This window comes from Pseudomonas sp. D3 (assembly GCF_029320995.1).
GTDB classification, from domain to species: Bacteria; Pseudomonadota; Gammaproteobacteria; order Pseudomonadales; family Pseudomonadaceae; genus Aquipseudomonas; species Aquipseudomonas paraveronii.
The window spans coordinates 287,493-309,008 of the sequence record NZ_CP119772.1 but is presented as its reverse complement, the minus strand read 5'-3'; the positions used below and the strand labels follow the sequence as shown (position 1 = coordinate 309,008).

Annotated in this window: 21 protein-coding genes; 10 read left to right on the top strand and 11 right to left on the bottom strand. The window is 61.7% G+C overall.

The genetic code is table 11. The features are described from left to right. Positions 1-14: 14 nt before the first annotated feature. The 5 genes from P3S72_RS01395 to P3S72_RS01375 form a co-directional block, all read right to left on the bottom strand. Positions 15-2,081 (bottom strand): diguanylate cyclase, encoded by a 2,067-nt coding sequence (locus P3S72_RS01395; RefSeq protein ID WP_276195640.1) that lies wholly within the window; start codon positions 2,079-2,081, stop codon positions 15-17. After that, entirely contained in the window at positions 2,078-2,956 is an 879-nt protein-coding gene (locus P3S72_RS01390) for an endonuclease/exonuclease/phosphatase family protein (protein ID WP_247399221.1), read from the bottom strand. The genes P3S72_RS01395 and P3S72_RS01390 overlap by 4 nt, the downstream gene beginning before the upstream one ends. Positions 2,957-2,966: 10 nt before the next feature. After that, on the bottom strand, positions 2,967-3,602 hold the full coding sequence (gene dsbA / locus P3S72_RS01385; RefSeq protein ID WP_276195638.1) for a thiol:disulfide interchange protein DsbA: 636 nt from the start codon (positions 3,600-3,602) through the stop codon (positions 2,967-2,969). A gap of 168 nt (positions 3,603-3,770) precedes the next feature. Continuing rightward, on the bottom strand, positions 3,771-4,376 hold the full coding sequence (locus P3S72_RS01380; protein ID WP_276195636.1) for a cytochrome c4: 606 nt from the start codon (positions 4,374-4,376) through the stop codon (positions 3,771-3,773). Between the two features lie 38 nt (positions 4,377-4,414). Continuing rightward, a complete protein-coding gene (locus P3S72_RS01375; protein WP_276195634.1) occupies positions 4,415-4,714 on the bottom strand; it encodes a c-type cytochrome in 300 nt (99 codons plus the stop codon). A 192-nt stretch (positions 4,715-4,906) separates the two neighbouring features. Here P3S72_RS01375 and yihA point away from each other — a divergent pair, with 192 nt between their 5' ends. Then, entirely contained in the window at positions 4,907-5,548 is a 642-nt protein-coding gene (yihA, locus tag P3S72_RS01370) for a ribosome biogenesis GTP-binding protein YihA/YsxC (protein ID WP_048721487.1), read from the top strand. A 269-nt stretch (positions 5,549-5,817) separates the two neighbouring features. Here yihA and polA read toward each other — a convergent pair whose 3' ends face one another. Beyond that, positions 5,818-8,592, bottom strand: coding sequence for a DNA polymerase I (gene polA / locus P3S72_RS01365; RefSeq protein ID WP_276195631.1), 2,775 nt, complete (start codon positions 8,590-8,592; stop codon positions 5,818-5,820). Between the two features lie 74 nt (positions 8,593-8,666). Between polA and P3S72_RS01360 the strand changes: the two genes are divergently transcribed. Then, positions 8,667-8,957: a DUF2782 domain-containing protein gene (locus P3S72_RS01360; RefSeq protein WP_276195630.1), complete on the top strand. Its 291-nt coding sequence runs from the start codon at positions 8,667-8,669 to the stop codon at positions 8,955-8,957. 56 nt (positions 8,958-9,013) lie between these two features. Next, a complete protein-coding gene (locus P3S72_RS01355) occupies positions 9,014-9,967 on the top strand; it encodes a homoserine kinase (RefSeq protein ID WP_276195629.1) in 954 nt (317 codons plus the stop codon). 109 nt (positions 9,968-10,076) lie between these two features. On the opposite strand, the gene P3S72_RS01350 is transcribed toward P3S72_RS01355, so the two are convergent. Further along, positions 10,077-11,006: a zinc ABC transporter substrate-binding protein gene (locus P3S72_RS01350; protein ID WP_253400291.1), complete on the bottom strand. Its 930-nt coding sequence runs from the start codon at positions 11,004-11,006 to the stop codon at positions 10,077-10,079. Between the two features lie 58 nt (positions 11,007-11,064). Between P3S72_RS01350 and zur the strand changes: the two genes are divergently transcribed. Genes zur through P3S72_RS01330 form a run of 4 tightly spaced genes read left to right on the top strand, consistent with a single transcriptional unit; the run spans position 11,065 to position 13,870 of the window. Then, positions 11,065-11,547, top strand: coding sequence for a zinc uptake transcriptional repressor Zur (zur, locus tag P3S72_RS01345; RefSeq protein ID WP_247399200.1), 483 nt, complete (start codon positions 11,065-11,067; stop codon positions 11,545-11,547). Further along, positions 11,547-12,332, top strand: a complete 786-nt coding sequence (gene znuC / locus P3S72_RS01340) for a zinc ABC transporter ATP-binding protein ZnuC (RefSeq protein WP_247399181.1) — start codon at positions 11,547-11,549, stop codon at positions 12,330-12,332. The genes zur and znuC overlap by 1 nt, the downstream gene beginning before the upstream one ends. Next, the gene (znuB, locus tag P3S72_RS01335; protein ID WP_193039644.1) at positions 12,325-13,113 is read left to right on the top strand and encodes a zinc ABC transporter permease subunit ZnuB; all 789 of its coding nucleotides are present in this window, start codon (positions 12,325-12,327) and stop codon (positions 13,111-13,113) included. Before znuC ends, znuB begins: the two co-directional genes overlap by 8 nt. A gap of 37 nt (positions 13,114-13,150) precedes the next feature. Then, positions 13,151-13,870 (top strand): PA5502 family lipoprotein, encoded by a 720-nt coding sequence (locus P3S72_RS01330; protein ID WP_276195627.1) that lies wholly within the window; start codon positions 13,151-13,153, stop codon positions 13,868-13,870. 48 nt (positions 13,871-13,918) lie between these two features. On the opposite strand, the gene katE is transcribed toward P3S72_RS01330, so the two are convergent. Further along, positions 13,919-16,081 carry a catalase HPII gene (gene katE, locus P3S72_RS01325; protein WP_276195626.1) on the bottom strand — a complete coding sequence of 721 codons (2,163 nt, stop codon included), beginning with the start codon at positions 16,079-16,081 and terminating at the stop codon, positions 13,919-13,921. 243 nt (positions 16,082-16,324) lie between these two features. On the opposite strand from katE, the gene P3S72_RS01320 reads away from it, so the two are divergent. Genes P3S72_RS01320 through P3S72_RS01310 form a run of 3 tightly spaced genes read left to right on the top strand, consistent with a single transcriptional unit; the run spans position 16,325 to position 18,831 of the window. Beyond that, positions 16,325-17,332: a methionine ABC transporter ATP-binding protein gene (locus P3S72_RS01320; protein WP_276195625.1), complete on the top strand. Its 1,008-nt coding sequence runs from the start codon at positions 16,325-16,327 to the stop codon at positions 17,330-17,332. Beyond that, the gene (locus tag P3S72_RS01315; RefSeq protein ID WP_247399170.1) at positions 17,332-18,006 is read left to right on the top strand and encodes a methionine ABC transporter permease; all 675 of its coding nucleotides are present in this window, start codon (positions 17,332-17,334) and stop codon (positions 18,004-18,006) included. The genes P3S72_RS01320 and P3S72_RS01315 overlap by 1 nt, the downstream gene beginning before the upstream one ends. Before the next feature lie 51 nt (positions 18,007-18,057). Continuing rightward, a complete protein-coding gene (locus P3S72_RS01310) occupies positions 18,058-18,831 on the top strand; it encodes a MetQ/NlpA family ABC transporter substrate-binding protein (protein ID WP_247399137.1) in 774 nt (257 codons plus the stop codon). Between the two features lie 82 nt (positions 18,832-18,913). Here the strand turns inward: P3S72_RS01310 and P3S72_RS01305 are convergent, their stop codons facing one another. The 3 genes from P3S72_RS01305 to P3S72_RS01295 are packed head-to-tail and all read right to left on the bottom strand — an operon-like array spanning position 18,914 to position 21,512. After that, complete coding sequence (locus tag P3S72_RS01305) at positions 18,914-19,549, bottom strand: SCO family protein (RefSeq protein ID WP_276195623.1); 636 nt, start codon at positions 19,547-19,549, stop codon at positions 18,914-18,916. Then, a complete protein-coding gene (cyoE, locus tag P3S72_RS01300; RefSeq protein ID WP_276195621.1) occupies positions 19,546-20,445 on the bottom strand; it encodes a heme o synthase in 900 nt (299 codons plus the stop codon). The genes P3S72_RS01305 and cyoE overlap by 4 nt, the downstream gene beginning before the upstream one ends. Then, positions 20,433-21,512 carry a COX15/CtaA family protein gene (locus P3S72_RS01295; protein WP_276195620.1) on the bottom strand — a complete coding sequence of 360 codons (1,080 nt, stop codon included), beginning with the start codon at positions 21,510-21,512 and terminating at the stop codon, positions 20,433-20,435. Before P3S72_RS01295 ends, cyoE begins: the two co-directional genes overlap by 13 nt. Positions 21,513-21,516: the final 4 nt, after the last annotated feature.

Sequence of the window (21,516 nt, the reverse complement as noted above, 5' to 3'; positions counted from 1 at the left end):
AAATGGAACATCTTTTAGGCCGCCTGCACCCGGTTACGTCCCGCCGCCTTGGCCCGGTACAACGCCTCGTCGGCGCGCTTGAGCGCCAAGTCACTGCGCTCGCCGGGCTGGAACTGTGCCACGCCCATCGACACCGTGATCGTCACCGGCTCGCCCTTGAAGTGGAACGGGCAGACTTCAATCGCCGTTCGCAACGCTTCGCCAGCGGCCAGGGCATTCGCCAGGGAGGAGTCGGGCATCAGCAACACAAACTCTTCACCGCCGAATCGCGCAATGAAGTCGCCAGGACGCAGGCGCTTGCGCAGCACGTTGGCGATGATTTTCAGCACTTTGTCGCCGGCCAGATGCCCGTAGCCGTCGTTGATACGCTTGAAGTGATCCAGGTCCAGCATTGCCAGCGACAGGCTATTGCCGCGCTGATGCCAGAGGTTGACCTCATGGTCCAGGCGCTCGCTCCAGGCCGCACGGTTGGGCAAGTCGGTGAGCGGATCGATCAGGGCTTTCTGGCGCTGCACTTCCAGGTGATCGCGATAACCCTGGGCCTCCTGTTCCATATTGGCGACGCGCTCCGCGAGCCCTTTCAAACGCTCCGCCACTTCCTGCTCGCGCTGATCACGTTGCTGCTGGTGCTGGTCCATGGTGCCAAGCAGGCCTTCAAGGTGGCTTTCCAAGACCTGCTTGAGGCTGTCCAGGTCGGCGGCGTCCTGCACACTGCTTTGCAGGCCGTCGACCTGTTCACGGATTTGCGTGTCCAGCTCCCGGGCGGCCGAGCGACTGTCGGCATACCCTTCGCTGGCCGTCTGCAGATGGCCCTGGAACGCTTCGAGGCGTTCGTTGAGCTGTTTTAGGTAAGCCTCGAACTCATGTTGGCCGCTGTCGGTGATCGCCAGCATCAGCGTGGCCAGATCGTCGAGGATCGGCAGCAGTTCGTACCAGTTCAAACCATGGGCCAGGCGTTCGCGCATGGCTTCGGCCTGGGGCCGGTGTCGCTCGGGCAGCGACAGGTCTTCCAGCAGGCCAAGTAAGGTGTCTTCAATGTGTTTGGCCACGGAGCTGTAGGACGGCTCCGGCGAATCGGGCAGGGCGTAGACCGGGTCCGCTTGCAACTCGTCCGGGTCCGGTACTTCCTGCACGGGCGGCAGTGACAGGCTGCCGATGACAGTTTGCGGCGGCGCATCGACCTCGACCGGGGGTGTTTCGATAAACGCAGCGAGTGCGCTTTCAGAGGCAGGCTCTTGCGCCTCGACCGGAGGCGCCTCGGGCTCCGCCACTTCGACCGGCCGGGCGATCGGCGCAGTTCGTGACACGGCTTCGACGGCAACGGAGGGGGTCACGATCTCGACCGCCTTGGCCGGCGCTACGGGTTCCGGCTGGGGTGAGGCCGAGCCTTGCGGCAACGGCGCGAACGCCCGCAGGGCCTGGGCTAATTCGTCAGGCTGCGCCGGCGTCTCGGCGACGGGCTCGGGCGCCGGCCTGGAGGCGGGGGGCGGCGGTAAAGATGGCGGAGCAGGCGGCGGCGCGGCCTCGCCGGGCGGCGCTTCATTCGCGACATCCTTGGCGCCAAACAGGCGTTGCAGCAGGCCGGGGCCGGGGCGCGGGGTTTCGCCGTCCGGCTCCAGGTTATTCAACGCCTGCCCTTGCAGGCTGCTCAGCTCACTGAGCAACAGTGGGATCTCGCGCGCCTGGCCTACGCGGCTATCCAACTGCTTGGCGAAGGTTTTCAACGGGCGGGCCACCTCGCGGGGCAGCGGCAGTTTCTGCAACTGCGCAACCAGGGCCGCGAGCGCGGTACTCATCTGGTCAATCCGGGTTTCGCGACGCTGCTCCGAATCCAGTACGGCTTTTTCCAGGCGCGGCAGCAACGCAGCGAGGGCGGCATCCATGTCGTCGGTGCGCACTGCGTCGCGCATTTCCTTCATGCATTGATCGACCGCGCGGTCGGTGCCTTCAGCGGCCAACGTACTGCGCACCAACCCTCGGCGCAGCAGGTCGAGGCGGGCAGCCCAGCGGCGTTCGAGCGTGTCTTGTTGTTCGATGCTTTTAAGGTATTTCTCTTTCCAGCGCTGGGCTTCGTCGCTCATGCAAGGGGTCCGCGAGGGCCGGGGCTCAACGCGGGCAATGCATCAGCCGTGAGCGAACCCGGCAGACGAATCTCCACCGCGACCGGCAGGTGATCGGAGATGGGCTGCGCCAACACCTGCACGCTTTCAAGCGTGAGGGTCGGGCTAAGCAGGATATGGTCAAGACAGCGTTGCGGGCGCCAGCTGGGGAACGTGGCTTCGACTTGCGGCGCCAGTAAGCCAAGGTCACGCAACGGAGAATTCTGCAGCAGGTCGGTGGCATGGGTGTTCATGTCACCCATCAGCACCTGGTGCTTGTAACCGCCAATCAACTCACGCACGTAGGCCAACTGCAGGTTGCGGGTACGCCCCCCGAGTGCCAGATGCATCATCACCACCACCAGGGCTTCCGGGCCTTCGCCGAAACGCACGAGGATCGCGCCACGGCCCTTGGGGCCCGGCAATGGGTGATCTTCGATAGCCGATGGCTTCAGGCGGCTGAGCACGCCATTGCTGTGCTGCGCCAGACGCCCGAGGTTGCGATTGAGTTGCTGATACCAATAGGGAAACGCGCCCAACTGGGCCAGGTGTTCCACCTGGTTGATGTAGCCCGAGCGAATGCTGCCGCCGTCAGCTTCCTGCAAGGCGACCAGGTCGAAGTCGCCCAACAGGTCGCCGATCTTCTGCAGGTTGCCGGCACGCCCGTTGTGGGGCAACAAGTGCTGCCAGCCACGGGTGAGGTAGTGCCGGTACTTCTCGGTACTGATGCCCACCTGGATATTGAAGCTGAGCAGGCGCAGGCGGCTGTCCGCCGGCAGTCCTGTGGATTCCAGGTGAGCTTCGTTGACCTGTGGGTCATGCAGGCCGACAACGCGTTCGGTACCCCAGCGGCGCATGGCAGGCCCCTTACTTGGCGGCGCGTTCTTTGGCGATCAACTGGTCGGCCACATTGAGGGTCGCTTCAGGACCGCCGGTGGTGCCCAGGTCGAAACGGTACTTGCCGTTGACGATCAGGGTCGGTACGCCTTGCACGCCATACTTCTGTGCCAGTTCCTTGGCCTGTTTGATCTGGCCCTGGATAGCGAAGGAATTGAAGGTAGCCAGGAACTTGTCCTTGTCGACACCCTGGGTAGCGACGAAGTCAGCCATTTCCTCAGGCTTGGTCAGGCGCTTGCCTTGTTTCTGGATAGCCTCGAAGACCGCGTTGTGGACCTTGTGCTCGACACCCATGGCTTCCAGAGTCAGGAACAGTTGGCCGTGGGCATCCCAAGGGCCGCCGAACATGGCAGGGATGCGTTTGAAGTTCACGTCCTTGGGCAGTTTTTCAGCCCATGGGTTGATGGTTGGCTCAAAGGCGTAGCAATGCGGGCAGCCGTACCAGAACAGCTCCACCACTTCGATCTTGCCCGGCACCGACACCGGCACTGGGTTGGCCAATTCCACGTAGGTTTTACCGGCTTCAAGCGGCACGTCGGCAGCTTGTGCGGTCATGCCGAAGAGGCTGACAGTGACGAGAGCGGCGCTGAGGATCAGATTACGCATGCTTTACTCCTGAACAAATAGGGTCGCCTCACGCGACCTTTGTTGTGACAGGTCTACGCGGGCATGAGTTCGTTAGTGTAACGGCACCGGCCACAAAAAAGGGCGGCCTGGGCCACCCTTTTTATGCTTGCATCAACGGATTAATCGAGTGTTAACGTAGCTCTTCGATCAGTGCAGACCCTGAACGTATTGGGAAACCGCTTCGATGTCCTTGTTGCTTAGCTTGGCGGCAATGCTTTGCATGATTTTGGTATCGCCGTCGTTGGTGCGATTGCCTTCACGGAAGTCCGTCAGTTGCTTGGTGACGTACTGCGCATGCTGGCCACCCAAGTGCGGGAAGCCCGCAGCGGCGATGCCCGCGCCGTTAGGCGAGTGGCAACCGATGCAGGAAGGCATGCCTTTTTCCAGGTTGCCGCCGCGGAACAACTCTTCACCACGGGCCACTTGCTTCGGATCGGCAGCTCCCACGCTGCCTTTCTGGCTGGAGAAATAAGCGGCGATATCCGCCAGGTCCTGGTCACTGAGGTTGGTCAGCAAGCCGGTCATTTCCAGGACCGTGCGCTTACCGTCCTTGATGTCGTGCATCTGCTTGGTCAGGTAGCGCTCACCCTGGCCGGCCAGTTTAGGGAAGTTCGGTGCCGGGCTATTACCATCCGGTCCATGGCAAGCACCACACACGGCGGCTTTCGCCTGACCCGCAGTAGCGTCGCCTGCAGCATGGGCAACACCGGTGATGCCCAAGGTCAACAGCAGACTCACGATCAGTTTGTTCATCAGCTAATCCAACTACGGCTAAGGGTTTAAAGAGTTATCTAACCGGGCTTACTCACCATCCACTCAATGATGGCCTGGTAATCCTCGGTACTGCAGTCCATGCACAAACCACGCGGCGGCATTGCCTTGAAACCCTGAGTCACGTGTTGCACCAGCGTGTCCATGCCCTGCGCCAGTCTGGGCGCCCAGGCTGCCTGGTCACCCCGCTTCGGGGCGTTCGGCAGTTGGCCAGCATGGCAAGCCACGCAAACTCGGTTGTACACCGCTTCCGGTTCCTGTGTAGCCTGAGCGCCGTAAAGCGGCATCAGGACACCGATAGCAAGCAACCATCTGGTCATACATCGACCTTTTCAGGGTTTGGGAGCGTTTTGCGTTCTAATGCGCAATAAAGGTCTATCGCTCCCGTGAACTTCACCCTTCGCTGGGACAAAGCACACACAAAATCTGCGGCATTATATACTGGCGCTACTGAAACGGAAACGACACCGCTTGCCGCACCCTTTTTCGGCACCGCCCACATCGGAAATCTCATGCAACTCAAGAACCCCATCCTCGGCCTGTGCCAACAGTCCACCTTCATGCTCAGCGCCGCCAAAGTGGACCAATGCCCCGATGACGAGGGCTTTGAAGTCGCCTTTGCCGGCCGTTCCAACGCGGGTAAATCCAGCGCGCTGAACACCTTGACCCACGCCAGCCTGGCGCGCACCTCGAAAACCCCGGGCCGCACACAGCTACTCAACTTCTTCAAGCTAGACGATGATCGGCGTCTGGTCGACCTTCCAGGCTACGGTTATGCAAAAGTACCTATCCCGCTGAAGCTGCACTGGCAGCGTCACCTCGAGGCTTACCTGGGTGGCCGGGAGAGTTTGAAGGGGTTGATCCTGATGATGGACATCCGTCATCCAATGACCGACTTCGACCTGCTGATGCTCGACTGGGCGGTCGCCAGCGGCATGCCGATGCATATCCTGCTGACCAAAGCCGACAAACTGACCTATGGCGCCGCCAAGAACACGCTGCTGAAGGTGCAGGCGGAAATCCGTAAAGGTTGGGGTGACACCATCACCATCCAGCTGTTCTCGGCGCCAAAGCGCCTGGGCCTGGAAGACGCCTACACCGTGCTGGCCGGCTGGATGGAATTGGCCGACAAGGGCGCGGAAATCGCCGAGTAACTTTTGCGCAGGCAAAAAAAACCCCGGACTTCGTAGGGGAGGGGAAGTTCGGGGTTCAAGTTCCGGACCGCTAGGGCGGGGTCCAGATATCTGCCAACACTTAACACAACATAGGAGCATTGAAGGGCTTCACCACCCATTCAGTAAATCTGAGTGGCATTTCATGGGTTAAGTTCCGGCAGGTACAAAAAACTATTTGTAATAACCGACGGCGCTTTCGGCTCTAAAGCGTTCTGCCACCACGCTCGGGGGGTGGCAGAACCACGCCATCAGTGCGCTTCGTCCCAGTTATCACCCACGCCCACTTCCACCAGCAACGGCACGTCCAGCGTCGCCGCGTGGCTCATGTGCTGGCGAATCTCGTCACGCACTTGCTCGACCAGATCCTCGCGAACCTCCAGCACCAGTTCATCGTGTACCTGCAGGATGACTTTGGCGTCCAGGCCCGACGCGGTCAGCCAATTATCCACCGCGACCATGGCTTTCTTGATGATATCCGCCGCCGTGCCTTGCATCGGCGCGTTGATCGCCGTGCGCTCGGCACCTTTGCGCAGGGCCGGGTTCTTCGCGTTGATGTCCGGCAGGTACAGGCGCCGACCGAAGATCGTCTCGACATAACCCTGCTCGGCCGCCTGGGCGCGGGTGCGCTCCATATAGGCCAGCACGCCCGGATAACGGGCGAAGTAGCGGTCGATATAGGCCTGGGACTGTTTACGATCGACACCGATCTGCTTGGCCAGGCCAAACGCGCTCATGCCGTAGATCAGGCCGAAGTTGATCGCCTTGGCGCTGCGACGCTGGTCGGTAGTGACCGCGCCCAGTTCCACGCCAAATACCTCGGCGGCGGTGGCCTTGTGTACGTCCAGGTCATTGCGGAAGGCGTGCAGCAAGCCTTCGTCCTTGGCCAGGTGCGCCATGATGCGCAGTTCGATCTGCGAGTAGTCCGCCGCCAGTAGCTTGTAGCCTTTAGGCGCGACGAACGCCTGACGAATCCGCCGGCCTTCAGCCGTGCGGATCGGAATGTTCTGCAAGTTCGGATCACTCGACGACAAACGCCCCGTGGCCGCCACCGCCTGGTGATACGACGTATGGATGCGCCCGGTGCGCGGGTTGATCTGCTCAGGCAAGCGGTCGGTGTAGGTGCTTTTCAGCTTGCTCATGGAGCGGTACTGCATCAGCACCTTGGGCAGCGGGAAATCCTGCTCGGCCAGTTCGGCGAGCACCGCTTCGGCGGTCGACGCCTGGCCCTTGGCGGTCTTGCTCAGGATCGGGTGGCCGAGTTTTTCGTACAGGATCGCGCCCAATTGCTTGGGCGAGCCGAGGTTGAATTCCTCACCGGCGATGGCAAATGCCTCACGCTCCAGTTCGACCATCTTCTCGCCCAACTCGACGCTCTGCACACCGAGCAACTTGGCATCCACCAGTGCGCCCTGGCGCTCGATACGCGCCAGCACCGGCACCAGTGGCATCTCGATATCTGTCAGCACGCTGACCAGGCTGGGGATCGCCGTGAGTTTTTCGAACAAGGTCTGGTGCAGACGCAGGGTGACGTCGGCATCTTCAGCCGCGTAAGGCCCGGCCTGTTCGAGGGAGATCTGGTCAAAGGTCAGCTGTTTAGCGCCTTTACCGGCAATATCCTGAAAGCTCACGGTGGTGTGACCCAGGTATTTCTGGGCCAGGCTGTCCATGTCATGCCGCGTGGCCGTGGAGTCGAGGACGTAGGATTCGAGCATGGTGTCGTAGGCGATGCCCTGCACCGTGATGCCACAACTCTGATCACCACCGATGGCGCAGTTGGCCAGGATATTCATGTCGAACTTGGCGTGCTGGCCGACCTTGAGCTTGCTCGGGTCTTCGAGGATCGGCTTGAGCGCGCGCAGGACCGTGTCGCGGTCCAATTGCTCCGGCACCCCCATGTAGGAATGGGTCAGCGGGATGTAGGCCGCTTCATAGGGCTGAACCGCGAACGACAAGCCAACCAATTGCGCCTGCTGCGCATCGATGCCGGTGGTCTCGGTGTCGAAGGCGAACAGCTTGGCGTCGCCGAGCTTCTTCATCCACACATCGAAACGCGCCTGTTCGAGGATGGTTTCGTACTTGAGCTCAGTATTCACGACCGGCGCATTCTCGATGACCGGAGCAGCCACCTCCAGCCCGGTGCGCTTGGCGTCGCGCTGCACTTCGTCAAACCAGCTTTTGAACTCCAGGAGGGTATACAGCTCCAGGAGTTTTTCACGATCCGGCTCGATCAGGTGCAGATCGTCCAAGCCAACATCGAGCGGTACGTCGATCTTGATCGTCGCCAACTGATAGGAGAGAAACGCCATCTCCTTATGCTCTTCCAGCTTGGCCGGCAGCGTCTTGGCCCCACGGATAGGCAGGGTCGGCACAATATCCAACTGCTCATAAAGCTCTTTCAGGCCGCCATTGACGCCCACCAGCAAGCCGGAAGCGGTCTTCGGACCAATGCCCGGAACGCCTGGGATGTTGTCGGACGAATCGCCCATCAACGCCAGATAGTCGATGATCTGCTCCGGAGCGACGCCAAATTTCTCCTTTACGCCCTCCACGTCCATGGCGCTACCGGTCATGGTGTTGACCAAGGTAATGTGCCCGTCGACCAACTGTGCCATGTCCTTGTCACCGGTAGAGATCACCACCGGGCGGTCAGCCGCTGCGCTGCTGCGGGCCAGGGTGCCGATCACGTCATCGGCCTCGACGCCTTCGACGCACAACAGCGGGAAGCCCAGCGCGATCACGCTCTGGTGCAGGGGCTCGATCTGCAGGCGCATGTCGTCGGGCATGCTTGGGCGGTTGGCCTTGTATTCGGCGTACATGTCGTCGCGAAAGGTCCCACCCTTGGCGTCGAACACTACCGCGAACGGGCTCTCCGGGTACTGCTTGCGCAGGCTCTTGAGCATGTTCAATACGCCCTTGACCGCACCGGTCGGCAGGCCTTTTGAGGTGGTCAGCGGCGGCAGCGCGTGGAAGGCGCGGTACAGATAAGAAGAACCGTCCACCAGGACGAGGGGGGCTTGGCTCATGAGCAGGATCAACCTTTTCGGCGGGTCAGGCGCTAGAATAGCCGGACCACAGACAACAAAGGGACAAGGTTATCATGCGCACATTCAATCGCCTGCTGTTGACCGGCTTGTTTGCACTCGCTCCGATGGCTGCCATGGCGGCAGACAGTGCGCCTTCGGGCGATCCGGAAGTTACCATTCGCACGGAAGGCGACAGGACCATTCAGGAATACCGCCAAAACGGTTTCCTGTACGCAATCAAGATAACGAAGAAAGGCTTCCCACCGTATTTCCTGGTGCGCGCGGACGGAACCGATGCAAACTTCATCCGCTCTGACCAGCCGGATATGCTGATCCCGTCATGGAAGATCTTCGAATGGAAATGATTTCTTAACTTTAATTGGCGCCACACACCGCGGCGCCCGTACTGGCAGTTTTAACCATGTCTGTGTTCACCCCCCTGGCTCGGCCCGAGCTGGAAACCTTTCTTGCCCCTTACGGGCTCGGCCGCCTGCTTGACTTCCAGGGGATTGCTGCGGGTAGCGAAAACACCAATTTCTTCATCAGCCTGGAACAGGGCGAGTTCGTCCTGACCCTGGTTGAACGCGGCCCGGTGCAGGAAATGCCGTTCTTCATCGAACTGCTCGACGTGCTCCACGACGCCGATTTGCCGGTGCCTTACGCCCTGCGCACCACCGACGGCGTGGCCCTGCGCGAATTGGCCGGCAAACCGGCGCTGCTGCAACCGCGCCTGGCCGGCAAGCACATCAAGGACGCCAACGCCCAGCACTGCGCCCAGGTCGGCGACCTGCTTGGCCACCTGCACCTGGCAACACAGGGTGACAAGGTGCTGGAGCGCAAGACCGATCGCGGGCTGGACTGGATGCTCAGCGAAGGCGCGCAGCTGATTTCGCACCTGCACGCAGCGCCACAACGCCTGCTGCAGGACGCGCTGGATGAGATCGAGGCCCACAAGGCACAGATCCTCGCCCTGCCGCGCGCGAATATTCACGCCGACCTGTTTCGCGACAACGCGATGTTCGAAGGCACGCACCTGTCGGGCTTGATCGACTTCTACAACGCCTGCTCGGGCCCGATGCTGTACGACGTAGCGATCGCCCTGAATGACTGGTGCTCGGATGCCGACGGCGTGCTCGACGGCCAGCGCGCCCGAGCGCTGCTCGGCGCTTACGCCGGGTTGCGGCCGTTTACCGCGAAGGAAGCCGAGTTGTGGCCGACGATGTTGCGCGTGGCGTGCGTGCGGTTCTGGTTGTCACGCCTGATCGCGGCGGAGTCGTTTGCCGGGCAGGATGTGTTGATTCATGACCCGGCGGAGTTTGAGCATCGGCTGGCGCAGCGCCAGCAGGTCGCGATCCAGTTGCCGTTCGCGCTCTAAAATGTGCGAGGGAGCTTGCTCCCGATTACGGCGTACCAGTCGCCACATGCCGTGACTGACACCCCACATCGGCAGCAAGCCCCCTCCCACAGACGTTATGCCTGGTCTTTCAGAGCGACTCCAGGCACCCCGCCAAGTCATTGCCCAGCTTGTCCAGCACCTGCTCGTAACCCTGGGCGGTCGCCGGGGTGTAGCCACCCAGCGCATCCAGCTCCGCCAATTTCACCGGCAAACCGGCGACCAGCGTTTCTGCCAGGCGCGGACGCAGCGGCGGTTCACTGAACACACACGTCTTGCCGACTTCCTGCAAGCGCGTGCGCATCGCCGCCACATGCTGGGCGCCTGGCTGCACTTCGGCGGCCACGCTGAACACACCGGCGTGCTTGAGGCCGTAGGCGTCTTCGAAGTAATCAAAGGCTTCGTGGAACACAAAGTAGGGTTTGTCCTGGATGCCGGCCATCCGCGCTTTCAGGCGTGCGTCCAATGCATCCAGTCGGCCCAGGAACGCCTTCACGTTGTGCTGGTAACGCTCGGCATTGGCCGGGTCTGCGGCGCTGAGGTCAGCGCCCATGCGAGTGGCAATCACCCGAGCGTTGAGCGTCGACAACCACAAATGCGCATCCAGACTGCCCGGGCGATGATCGTGGTCATGTTCGTCGGCATCGTCGGCATGAGAATGGCTATCTTCGGCGAAACGGCGGAGTTTCATGCCCGGAAGATCCTGCACGGCCACCGTCGGCAGGCTGCGCCCCTTGAGGACGCGCGGCAGGAAGCCTTCCATGTCCGGTCCGATCCAATACAACAGATCCACCGACTGCACACGCCGCACGTCGGATGGGCGCAACGCATAGTTATGCGGCGACGCACCCGGCGGCAACAACACCTCGGGAACCGCCACCCCGTCCTGCACAGCGGCGGCAATCAACTGCAGCGGCTTGATGCTGGTCAGCACCTTGACCTGCGCCTGAGCGGCACCCGCGATGAACAAACTGGCGACAAATACGACAAAAACGGGAAAAAGTCGGGACACGATGACCACTCAATGGCGTAGGAACGGGTAACATAATAACGTCTCTATCAAATATCTGTCGCCGCTCATGCCTATAACACCGCTCGCCAGCCGTCCCCACGACCACTCTCACTGCGTGCATACCGCGCTGTCGGAGGCCGACACCCTGTGCGCACGGCAGGGTCTGCGCCTGACCGCCCTGCGCCGGCGCGTGCTGGAACTGGTCTGGCAGAGCCACAAACCGCTGGGCGCCTACGACATCCTCGGCGTGCTCAGCGAACAGGACGGTCGCCGCGCCGCGCCGCCCACCGTGTACCGCGCGCTGGATTTCCTGTTGGACAACGGCCTGGTCCACCGCATCGCTTCGCTCAATGCCTTCGTCGGCTGCAACCACCCGGAACACGCGCACCAGGGTCAGTTCCTGATCTGCCGCACGTGCCACGCCGCCATCGAGCTTGAGCAAAAAAGCATCAGCGACGCCATCATCCAGAGCGCCGCCGATGTCGGCTTCAAGGTTGAAGGGCAAACCGTCGAAGTCGTCGGGCTCTGCGCCGGTTGCCAGGGGGCTTGATGAGCAACGCGTTAATCCGCCTGGAACAGGTCGGGGTCACGTTCGCCGGGCAAAACGTGCTGGATAACATCCAGTTGAGCGTCGAACCGGGGCAGATCGTCACCCTGATCGGCCCCAATGGCGCCGGCAAGACCACCCTGGTGCGCGCCGTGCTCGGCTTGCTCAAGCCCGACACCGGCAGTGTGTGGCGCAAGCCCAAACTGCGTGTCGGCTATATGCCGCAAAAACTCTTCGTGGACCCGACGCTGCCCTTGTCTGTGCTGCGCTTCCTGCGCCTGGTGCCGGGCGTGGACCGCACCCGCGCGCAAGCCGCACTCAAGGAAGTCGGTGCCGAACAGGTCATCGACAGCCCGGTGCAAAGCATCTCCGGCGGTGAAATGCAGCGTGTATTACTGGCCCGCGCCCTGTTACGCGAACCGGAATTGCTGGTGCTCGACGAACCGGTGCAGGGTGTCGACGTCGCCGGCCAGGCCGAGCTGTACAGCTTGATCACCCGCCTGCGTGACCGCCTGGGCTGCGGTGTGCTGATGGTCTCCCACGACCTGCACCTGGTGATGAGCACCACCGATCAGGTGGTGTGCCTCAACCGCCACGTGTGCTGCTCTGGCCACCCGGAGCAAGTCAGCGGCGACCCGGCGTTCGTCGAGCTGTTCGGCAAGAACGCGCAGAGCCTGGCGATTTATCACCACCATCACGACCACGCCCATGACCTGCATGGCGCCGTGGTCGACGATCCCGCTACGCCCCACACTCACGTTCATGGAGATAGCTGCAAGCATGGCTGATTTTCTGCTCTACGCCCTGCTGGCAGGCTTGGCTCTCGCGCTGGTGGCGGGCCCGCTGGGCTCGTTCGTGGTCTGGCGGCGCATGGCCTATTTCGGCGACACCTTGTCCCACGCCGCACTGCTGGGCGTGGCCATGGGCTTCCTGCTGGATGTGAGCCCGGCCATCGCCGTGACGGTCGGCTGCCTGCTGCTGGCGGTGCTGCTGGTGACCCTGCAACAGCGCCAACCGCTGGCCTCCGACACGCTGCTGGGTATCCTGGCGCCCAGCACCCTGTCCCTGGGACTGGTGGTGCTGAGCTTCATGCACGAAGTGCGCATCGACCTGATGGCCTACCTGTTCGGTGACCTGCTGGCGATCAGCCCCACTGACCTTGCGTGGATTCTCGGCGGCAGCGCCGCCGTGCTGGTGCTGCTAGTGACGCTGTGGCGCCCGCTGCTGGCAATCACCGTGCATGAAGAACTGGCCACGGTGGAAGGCTTGCCCGTGCCCGCCCTGCGCATGACCCTGATGTTGTTGATCGCCGTGGTGATCGCTGTCGCGATGAAGATTGTCGGCGTATTGTTGATCACGTCACTGCTGATCATTCCCGCAGCCGCCGCCCAGCGCCACGCCCGTTCGCCGGAGCAGATGGCGATCGGCGCCAGCGTGCTGGGGATGCTGGCCGTGTGTGGGGGCCTGGCGCTGTCCTGGTTCAAGGACACTCCGGCAGGGCCGTCGATTGTGGTCACGGCCGCCGCCCTCTTTCTGCTGAGTTTTGTCCTGCCCCGTCGAGGGGTGTAGACTTGCTCGCTTTTTGCGCAAATAGAGAGTCGCAGGAATGAAGCCGTTCACCTCCCGTTATCTGCTCCTTGCCGCATTTTCCCTGCTGCTGGGCGCCTGTCAAAGTACACCGCCCGCCGCCCCCGAGGCCCCGGACGCACGCGCTGTCGCCATCGCGCAACTGGAGCAAAACCTGGCCAGCAGCGAGCTGGCCACCGCCGAAGACCAACTGGCCGCGCTACAGGCCCAGTCGCCCAACGATCCGGTGCTGGTGGCTTATCAGCGCCAATTGGCCGAGGCCTATCTGCAACGCAGTCAGGTCGTGTTGCAAAAAGGTGATGTCAACGCCGCCGCCACCGCCCTCAGCCGGGCCCGTGCATTGATGCCCAAGGCCCCGGCGCTGACCGGTGGCGTCAACAGCGCCATCACCCATGCGCGCAAAGCCGAGCTGGACAAAGCCGAAGCCGCCCTCAAGGCCGCCGAAGCCCAGCCCGTCGCCAAGGTCATCGACCCGGCCGCACAGAGCACCACGGTGGCGCTGAACCTCACTGACATCGAAGAACTGCGCCATCAACTGGATGCCATCGCCACCGACGTGGTGAATTACCAGTGCGATGTGAGCATCCAGGCACCGCGCACCCAGGATTACCCATGGCTGGCGACCTTGCTGAGCAAACGGGTGAAGCGCATTGATGCGGGGTACGACCTGAAGATTCACCGGCAGATTCTGAAGAATATTCCGGCGCAGGTTGTGCTGATTCCGCGTAAGGCGGAATAAAGCCATCGGGGCTTGCCCCCGATGGCGGTCTAACCAACAGCAGATGACTTAAGCCGGAATCGCCTTGGCCTTCGGCTCACGCTCCCAGACCCGATGCCGGGCAATCGCTTCAAAGAACACCTTGAACGCCTTGGCATCCGATCCCACGACCAACCCCGCATCCGCTTCGAGCTTCAGCAGATCCAGCAATGGCTTCGCGTCACTGGCTACGGCAATCGCCTTCAAGTGCTTGTAGGCCTCCAGCAGGTAGTGCAACGCCACGCCATCCCCAGTCAATGCCGTGATCGACGCCTTACCGCCAGGTACGAACACCGCATCGAACGCAATCGACGGCAAGCCCTCCATCGAGGCATCCACCGGCAGACTCTTACCCTCGAGCGTGGTGACCGGCGCCGAGGTCGGCCCCAGCAACTTGGCATGTGCGCCCTCGGCCTCCAGCGCCTTCTTCAACGCGGCAATCGCCACGCCATCCACACCGTTCGCCGCCAGAATCGCCACTTTGCGCGTTTTGATATCGCCGGACAGTAAATTCGCCTGGCTCAGCGCGGGAGAGCGCTCCGGTTGGGTTTTGCGCTCCGGCACCGTGCCTTTGGTCGGCACGGGCAGCCCGAGGTTTTGCGCCACGCGCTTGGCCAACTCCAGGTCAATGTTGGCGAGGATCTCGTTGACCTGACGCGCACGAATAAACTCACGCTCCACCTTGCCCAGTTCAAAACTGTAGGCCGCGATGATGTGTTCTTGCTCGTGCAAGCTCATGCTGCGGAAAAACAGGCGTGCCTGGGAAAAGTGATCGCCGAACGACTCACTGCGCTGGCGAATCTTGTGGGCGTCGACGCGCTCCGGATAGGACTCAAACCCGCCATCCTGCGCCGCTGGCGGGGTTTCCTTCGGCCAGCCGCCATCAATCGAGTTCGGCTCGTAAGACGCGCGCCCTTTATCGAGGGTGCTGCGGTGCATGGCATCGCGCTGGTTGTTATGCAGCGGTGTCACTGGCTGGTTGATCGGCAACTGATGAAAGTTCGGGCCACCCAGCCGGCTGATCTGCGTGTCGGTGTAGGAAAACAAACGGCCTTGCAGCAACGGGTCATTGGAGAAGTCGATCCCAGGCACGATATGCCCCGGGCAGAACGCGACCTGCTCGACTTCAGCGAAGAAGTTATCCGGGTTACGGTTCAGCACCATCTTGCCCAATGGGGTAATCGGCACCAACTCCTCGGGAATCAGCTTGGTGGGGTCGAGGATATCGAAGTCGAACGCGTGTTCCTTCGCTTCAGGAATCACCTGCACACCCAATTCCCATTCGGGGTAATCGCCGCCTTCAATCGACTCCCACAGATCGCGACGGTGATAGTCGGCATCTTTACCTGCGAGCTTTTGCGCTTCGTCCCACACCAGCGAGCAGGTGCCGACCGTAGGGCGCCAGTGAAATTTGACGAAGTTGGACTGCCCCTCGGCATTCACCAGGCGAAAGGTATGCACGCCGAAGCCCTGCATGCTGCGCAGGCTTTTCGGAATGGCCCGGTCAGACATGGCCCAAATCACCATGTGCGCCGATTCCGGCTGCAGCGAAACAAAATCCCAGAACGTATCGTGGGCCGAGCCGCCGGTAGGCGTTTCGTTGTGCGGCTCAGGTTTTACCGCATGCACGAAGTCGGGAAACTTGATCGCGTCCTGAATGAAAAATACCGGCATGTTGTTGCCCACCAGGTCGAAGTTGCCTTCATCGGTGAAGAACTTAACCGCAAAACCGCGCACGTCACGCACTGTATCGCCCGAACCACGCGGGCCCTGCACGGTGGAAAAACGCACGAACACCGGAGTTTTATGCCCTGGGTTGCGCAGGAAACCGGCCTTGGTCAGCGCCGAATGGTTCTCATAGGTCTGGAAATAGCCGTGGGCGCCGGTACCACGCGCATGCACGATGCGCTCCGGGATACGTTCATGGTCAAAGTGCGTGATTTTTTCACGCATGATGAAGTCTTCCAGCAGCGAGGGGCCACGGGCACCGACTTTCAAGGTGTTCTGGTTGTCGGAAATCTTCACGCCTTGGTTGGTACGCAGGGCCTGGCCGGTCGCGTCGGAACGGAACGCTTCCAGGGCCTGCAGCTTGGCGTTGGTGTTGCCACGGTCCAGGGTATCGGTGCCCGCAAGTTCACTCTTCGGCGGGGTGGCTGGCTTCTTGGTACTCATCAGACAAAACTCCTTATTCAAAGTGGCCAGAGCGGTCCCCGGCTCGTTTGAGCAAACCCCAGGCACGGCACCTGGGAAATCGAGTTGCTTAAGTAGTGACTGACACGAATTTGCACCGTTCCTTTTTTATGACCTTTGATCGCGTTATTGCCAAATCGCTGGTTGAAAGCGAAATAAATGCTAAGAAACGCTATACGGACAGGCTAAAATGCGCGCCCGGCTAACCGCTGATCCCTTTTCCATGCGCCCCACAAGGTTCGCTACGTGATCGAGTTTCATAACGTCCATAAAACCTACCGCGTCGCCGGTAAGGAAATCCCCGCGCTGCACCCCACCAGCCTGCGCGTCGAGAACGGCCAGGTGTTTGGTCTGATTGGCCACTCCGGCGCGGGAAAAAGTACCCTGCTGCGCCTGATCAATCGTCTCGAGCAACCCAGCGGCGGCCAGATCCACGTCGATGGTGAAGAAGTCACTGCCCTGGATGCCAACGGCCTGCGTCGTTTCCGCCAGCAGGTCGGGATGATTTTCCAGCACTTCAACCTGCTGGCCTCCAAGACCGTCGCCGACAACGTGGCGCTGCCACTGACCCTGGCCGGCGAATTGTCGCGCAAGGCCATCGACCAGCGCGTCGCCGAACTGCTGGCGCGCGTCGGTCTGTCGGACCACGCCAAGAAGTACCCGGCGCAACTATCCGGCGGCCAGAAGCAGCGCGTCGGCATTGCCCGCGCCCTGGCGACCAAACCGAAAATCCTGCTGTGCGACGAAGCCACCAGCGCCCTCGACCCGCAGACCACCGCCTCGGTGCTGCAACTGCTGGCCGAGATCAACCGCGAGTTGAAACTCACCATCGTGCTGATCACCCACGAAATGGACGTGATCCGCCGCGTATGCGACCAGGTGGCGGTGATGGACGCCGGTGTGATCGTCGAGCAAGGCTCGGTGGCCGATGTGTTCCTGCACCCCAAGCACCCGACCACCAAGCGCTTTGTCCAGGAAGCCGATCAGGTCGACGAAAGCGAGCAGCGCGATGACTTCGCCCACGTACCGGGCCGCATCGTGCGCCTGACGTTCCAGGGCGAAGCGACCTACGCGCCGTTACTGGGCACCGTCGCCCGTGAAACGGGGGTGGACTACAGCATCCTCGCCGGGCGTATCGACCGAATCAAAGACACCCCCTACGGGCAACTGACCCTCGCCGTCACCGGCGGCGACATGGAAGCAGCCTTTGCCCGCTTCACCGCCGCCGACGTCCACATGGAGGTGCTGCGCTAATGGAAGTGCTGTTGAGTTTCTTCGCCAATATCGACTGGTCCGAAATCTGGCTCGCCACCGGCGATACCATGACCATGCTGTTCGGTTCGCTGTTCTTCACCGTGCTGCTCGGCTTGCCATTGGGCGTGCTGCTGTTTCTGTGCAGCCCGCGCCAGTTGTTCGAGCAAAAAGGCCTGTACGCGTTGCTGTCGCTGATCGTGAACATCCTGCGCTCGCTGCCGTTCATCATCCTGTTGATCGTGATGATCCCGTTCACCGTGCTGATCACCGGCACCTCGCTGGGTGTGGCCGGGGCGATTCCGCCGCTGGTCGTGGGGGCTACGCCGTTCTTTGCGCGCCTGGTGGAAACCGCGCTGCGTGAAGTAGACCGCGGCATCATCGAAGCCACCCAGTCCATGGGCGCCAGCACGCGCCAGATCATCACCCATGCGTTGTTGCCTGAGGCCCGTCCCGGCATTTTCGCAGCGATTACGGTGACGGCTATTACACTCGTGTCCTACACGGCCATGGCCGGTGTCGTCGGTGCCGGTGGCCTGGGTGACCTGGCGATCCGTTTCGGCTACCAGCGCTTCCAGACCGATGTGATGGTGGTCACCGTGGTGATGCTGTTGATCCTGGTGCAAATTCTGCAAACCGTCGGCGACAAGCTGGTGGTGCATTTTTCTCGAAAATAACGGCTATTGCCGGCCACACGCCGATAGATACCCGAACAAGGAGCTTGTTGAATGAAAAAACTACTGGTTGCTTTCGCCGCCGTTGCCGCGTTTTCCGCCCACGCCGCCGAGACCCTTACCGTCGCCGCGTCGCCGGTACCCCACGCGGAAATTCTGGAGTTCGTTAAACCTGTGCTCGCCAAAGAAGGCGTGGACTTGCAGGTCAAAGTCTTCACCGACTACGTACAGCCCAACGTACAAGTGGCTGAAAAGCGCCTGGACGCCAACTTCTTCCAGCACCAGCCGTACCTGGATGAGTTCAACAAAGCCAAGGGCACGCACCTGGTGAGCGTCGGCGCGGTCCACCTGGAACCCCTGGGCGCTTACTCCAGCAAGTACAAGACCCTGGCCGACCTGCCTGAAGGCGCCAACGTCGTGATCCCGAACGACGCCACCAACGGCGGCCGTGCGCTGTTGCTGCTGGCCAAGCACGACCTGATCACCCTGAAGGACCCGACCAACATCCTGTCGACCATCAAGGACATCACCGCCAACCCGAAAAAACTCAAGTTCCGCGAACTGGAAGCCGCCACCTTGCCGCGCGTGCTGACTCAGGTCGACCTGGCGCTGATCAACACCAACTACGCGCTGGAAGCCAAGCTGGACCCGTCCAAGGACGCCCTGGTCATCGAAGGCAGCGACTCGCCTTACGTGAACATCCTGGTGACCCGCGAAGACAACAAAGATTCGGACGCCGTGAAGAAGCTGGTTGCAGCCCTGCACACGCCTGAAGTGAAGAAGTTCATCGAAGAGAAGTACAAAGGCGCGATCAAGCCGGCGTTCTGATCCGACTCGATCTCCAACACACCGCAGATCAAACAATGTAGGAGGGGGATTGCCCCCTCCCATCTGTGTTTTGTGTTGCCTGTTACTTACGCTGCAACAGCCCCGGCAACTGCACCACCAGCTTCTGGTTGTTCAACGGCGCACGGACAAACCCACGCTGCGTACCGTCCGGGCCAATCAGCGCAAGGTTGCCGCTGTGGTCGACCGTGTAGTTCGGCTTGGTCGTGTCGGCCGGAATGAACGGGATGCTTACCGCGTTCGACACCTTCTGCACATCGTCCACATTCGCGCCGGTCAGGCCTTGGAATTGCGGGTCGAAATAGCCCAGGTATTGCTTGAGCTGAGTCGGCGTGTCGCGGTTCGGGTCGACGCTGACCAGGATCACCTGCAACTTATCCATAGCCTCTTTGGGCAACTCGCTCTTGATCTGACGCAGTTGGGCGAGGGTGGTGGGGCAGATGTCCGGGCAAAAGGTGTAGCCGAAGAACAGCAGGCTCCACTTGCCTTTCAACTCATTGACCAGCACTGGCTGGCCGTCCTGGTTGGTCATGGTCACCGGCGGCAATTGGCGGCTTTGCGGCAGCAGGATGATGCCGGCATCGATCAAGGCGGTCGGGTCGCCCTGGCCCTTGCCCGAGAGCACTTTATTGACGGTCAGGCCCATGATCAACGCGACAATGGCCACCAGAATGAAGACAGTTTTTTGAGTTCGAGTCATAGGTTCAACAGTAAGTAGTGGTCTACGAGCAGGGCGATAAACAGCAGGAACAAGTACCAGATAGAGTACTTGAAGGTGTTGATCGCCGCGTGCGGCTGAGCGCCACGGTACAGCACCCAGGCCCATTGCAGAAAGCGCCCGCCCAGCAGCAGCGCACATCCGAGGTACAGCAGGCCGCTCATATGGATGACGTAGGGCATCAGGCTCACCGCCAGCAGGGCGCAGGTGTAGAGCAGGATATGCACCTTGGTGTAGTGCTCGCCATGGGTGACCGGCAGCATCGGAATATCGGCCTTGGCGTATTCCTCCTTGCGGTGAATGGCCAGGGCCCAGAAGTGTGGCGGGGTCCAGGCGAAGATGATCAGCACCAGCAACAGCGGCTCGGCGCTGACATGCCCGGTAACCGCAACCCACCCCAACAGCGGCGGTGCCGCGCCGGCCAGGCCGCCGATGACGATGTTCTGCGGCGTCGCACGCTTGAGAAAGCCGGTGTAAATCACCGCGTAGCCGAGCAACGAGGCCAGCGTCAGCCAGGCCGCCAGTGGGTTGGTGAACGCCAGCAGCAGCGCCAACCCTGCAACAGCCAGAAACAATGCAAAGGCCAGCGCAGCCACGGGCGACACACGCCCTTGCGCGATCGGCCGCTTTTGCGTGCGCGCCATCAGCGTATCGATGCGCCGATCCACGACGTGGTTGACCACCGCCGCGCCACCGGCACACAGGGCAATCCCCAGGTTGCCGAAAATCAGCACCGCCCACGGCACCCCGGCGCGAGTGGCGAGGAACATGCCCACCAGCGAGGTGATGAGCATCAGCACCACCACTTTCGGCTTGGTCAGCTCCAGGTAATCACGCCAGATCGCCTGGCCGTGACGCGCGCCGATCAAGGTCGCCATGGCATCTCTCCTTTAAGGGTGATGAGGCCCGATACGTGTTTGCGCGGGCTGAAGCGCCAGCCGAACGGCAACTGGCGGCGCACCCGAACCAGGCTGGTGCGGGCGTGGTAATTGACCAGTACCAGGGTCAGCAACAAGGCTGCACCACCGGCGTTGTGACCGACCGCAACCGGCAATGGCAGATGGAAATACACGTTGCTCAGGCCCAGGCAGATTTGTGCCGCCAGGGCGATCAGCAGCAAGCCTGCGAGCCGGGTCATGCCCACGGCGCGCAGTTGCCAGGCCAGGCCCAGTAACACCAGGGTGACCAGCAGCGCGCCGACGCGGTGGGTCAGGTGGATGGCCGTGCGTGCATCGCTGTCGAGCTGGCCACCGAGGTAATTGGGGCCGATGTGCTGGGTCAGGTGAAAGCCATTGGCAAAGTCCGCCGCCGGCCACCACTGGCCATGACAGGTGGGCAAATCGATACAGGCCACCGCCGCGTAGTTGGAGCTCACCCAGCCGCCCAGCGCAATCTGCCCGATCACCAGCACCAACCCCGCCGTCGCCCAATATTGCAGGCGCTTGGGCACGATCAACGCAGGCAACACGCCGGACAGACGCAACGTCAGCAGAAACAACAGGCTCAAGGTCGCAAAGCCGCCCAACAGATGCCCCGTCACCACTTGCGGCCAGAGCTTGAGCGTCACCGTCCACATGCCGAACGCCGCCTGGGCGAACACCACCGCCAACAGGAACAGCGGCAACTTCACCGGCTGGCCGGGGTCGCGCCGATGCCGCCAGGAGCGCGCCGCCAACAGCACGATCAGCAGGCCCAGGGTGCCGGCAAAGTAACGATGGACCATCTCGCTCCAACCCTTGCCGGCCTCCACCGGCGTGTCCGGAAAATGCAGCTCGGCATGGGCCAGTTGGGCTTCGCTTTGCGGCACGCTGATAAAGCCGTAGCACCCCGGCCAATCCGGACAACCCAGGCCGGCGTGGGTCAGGCGCGTGTAGGCGCCGAGCAACACGACGATCAGCGCCAGCAAGGTGGCAAACAGCGCGAGGCGAAATCCAGGTTTGGCCATGACA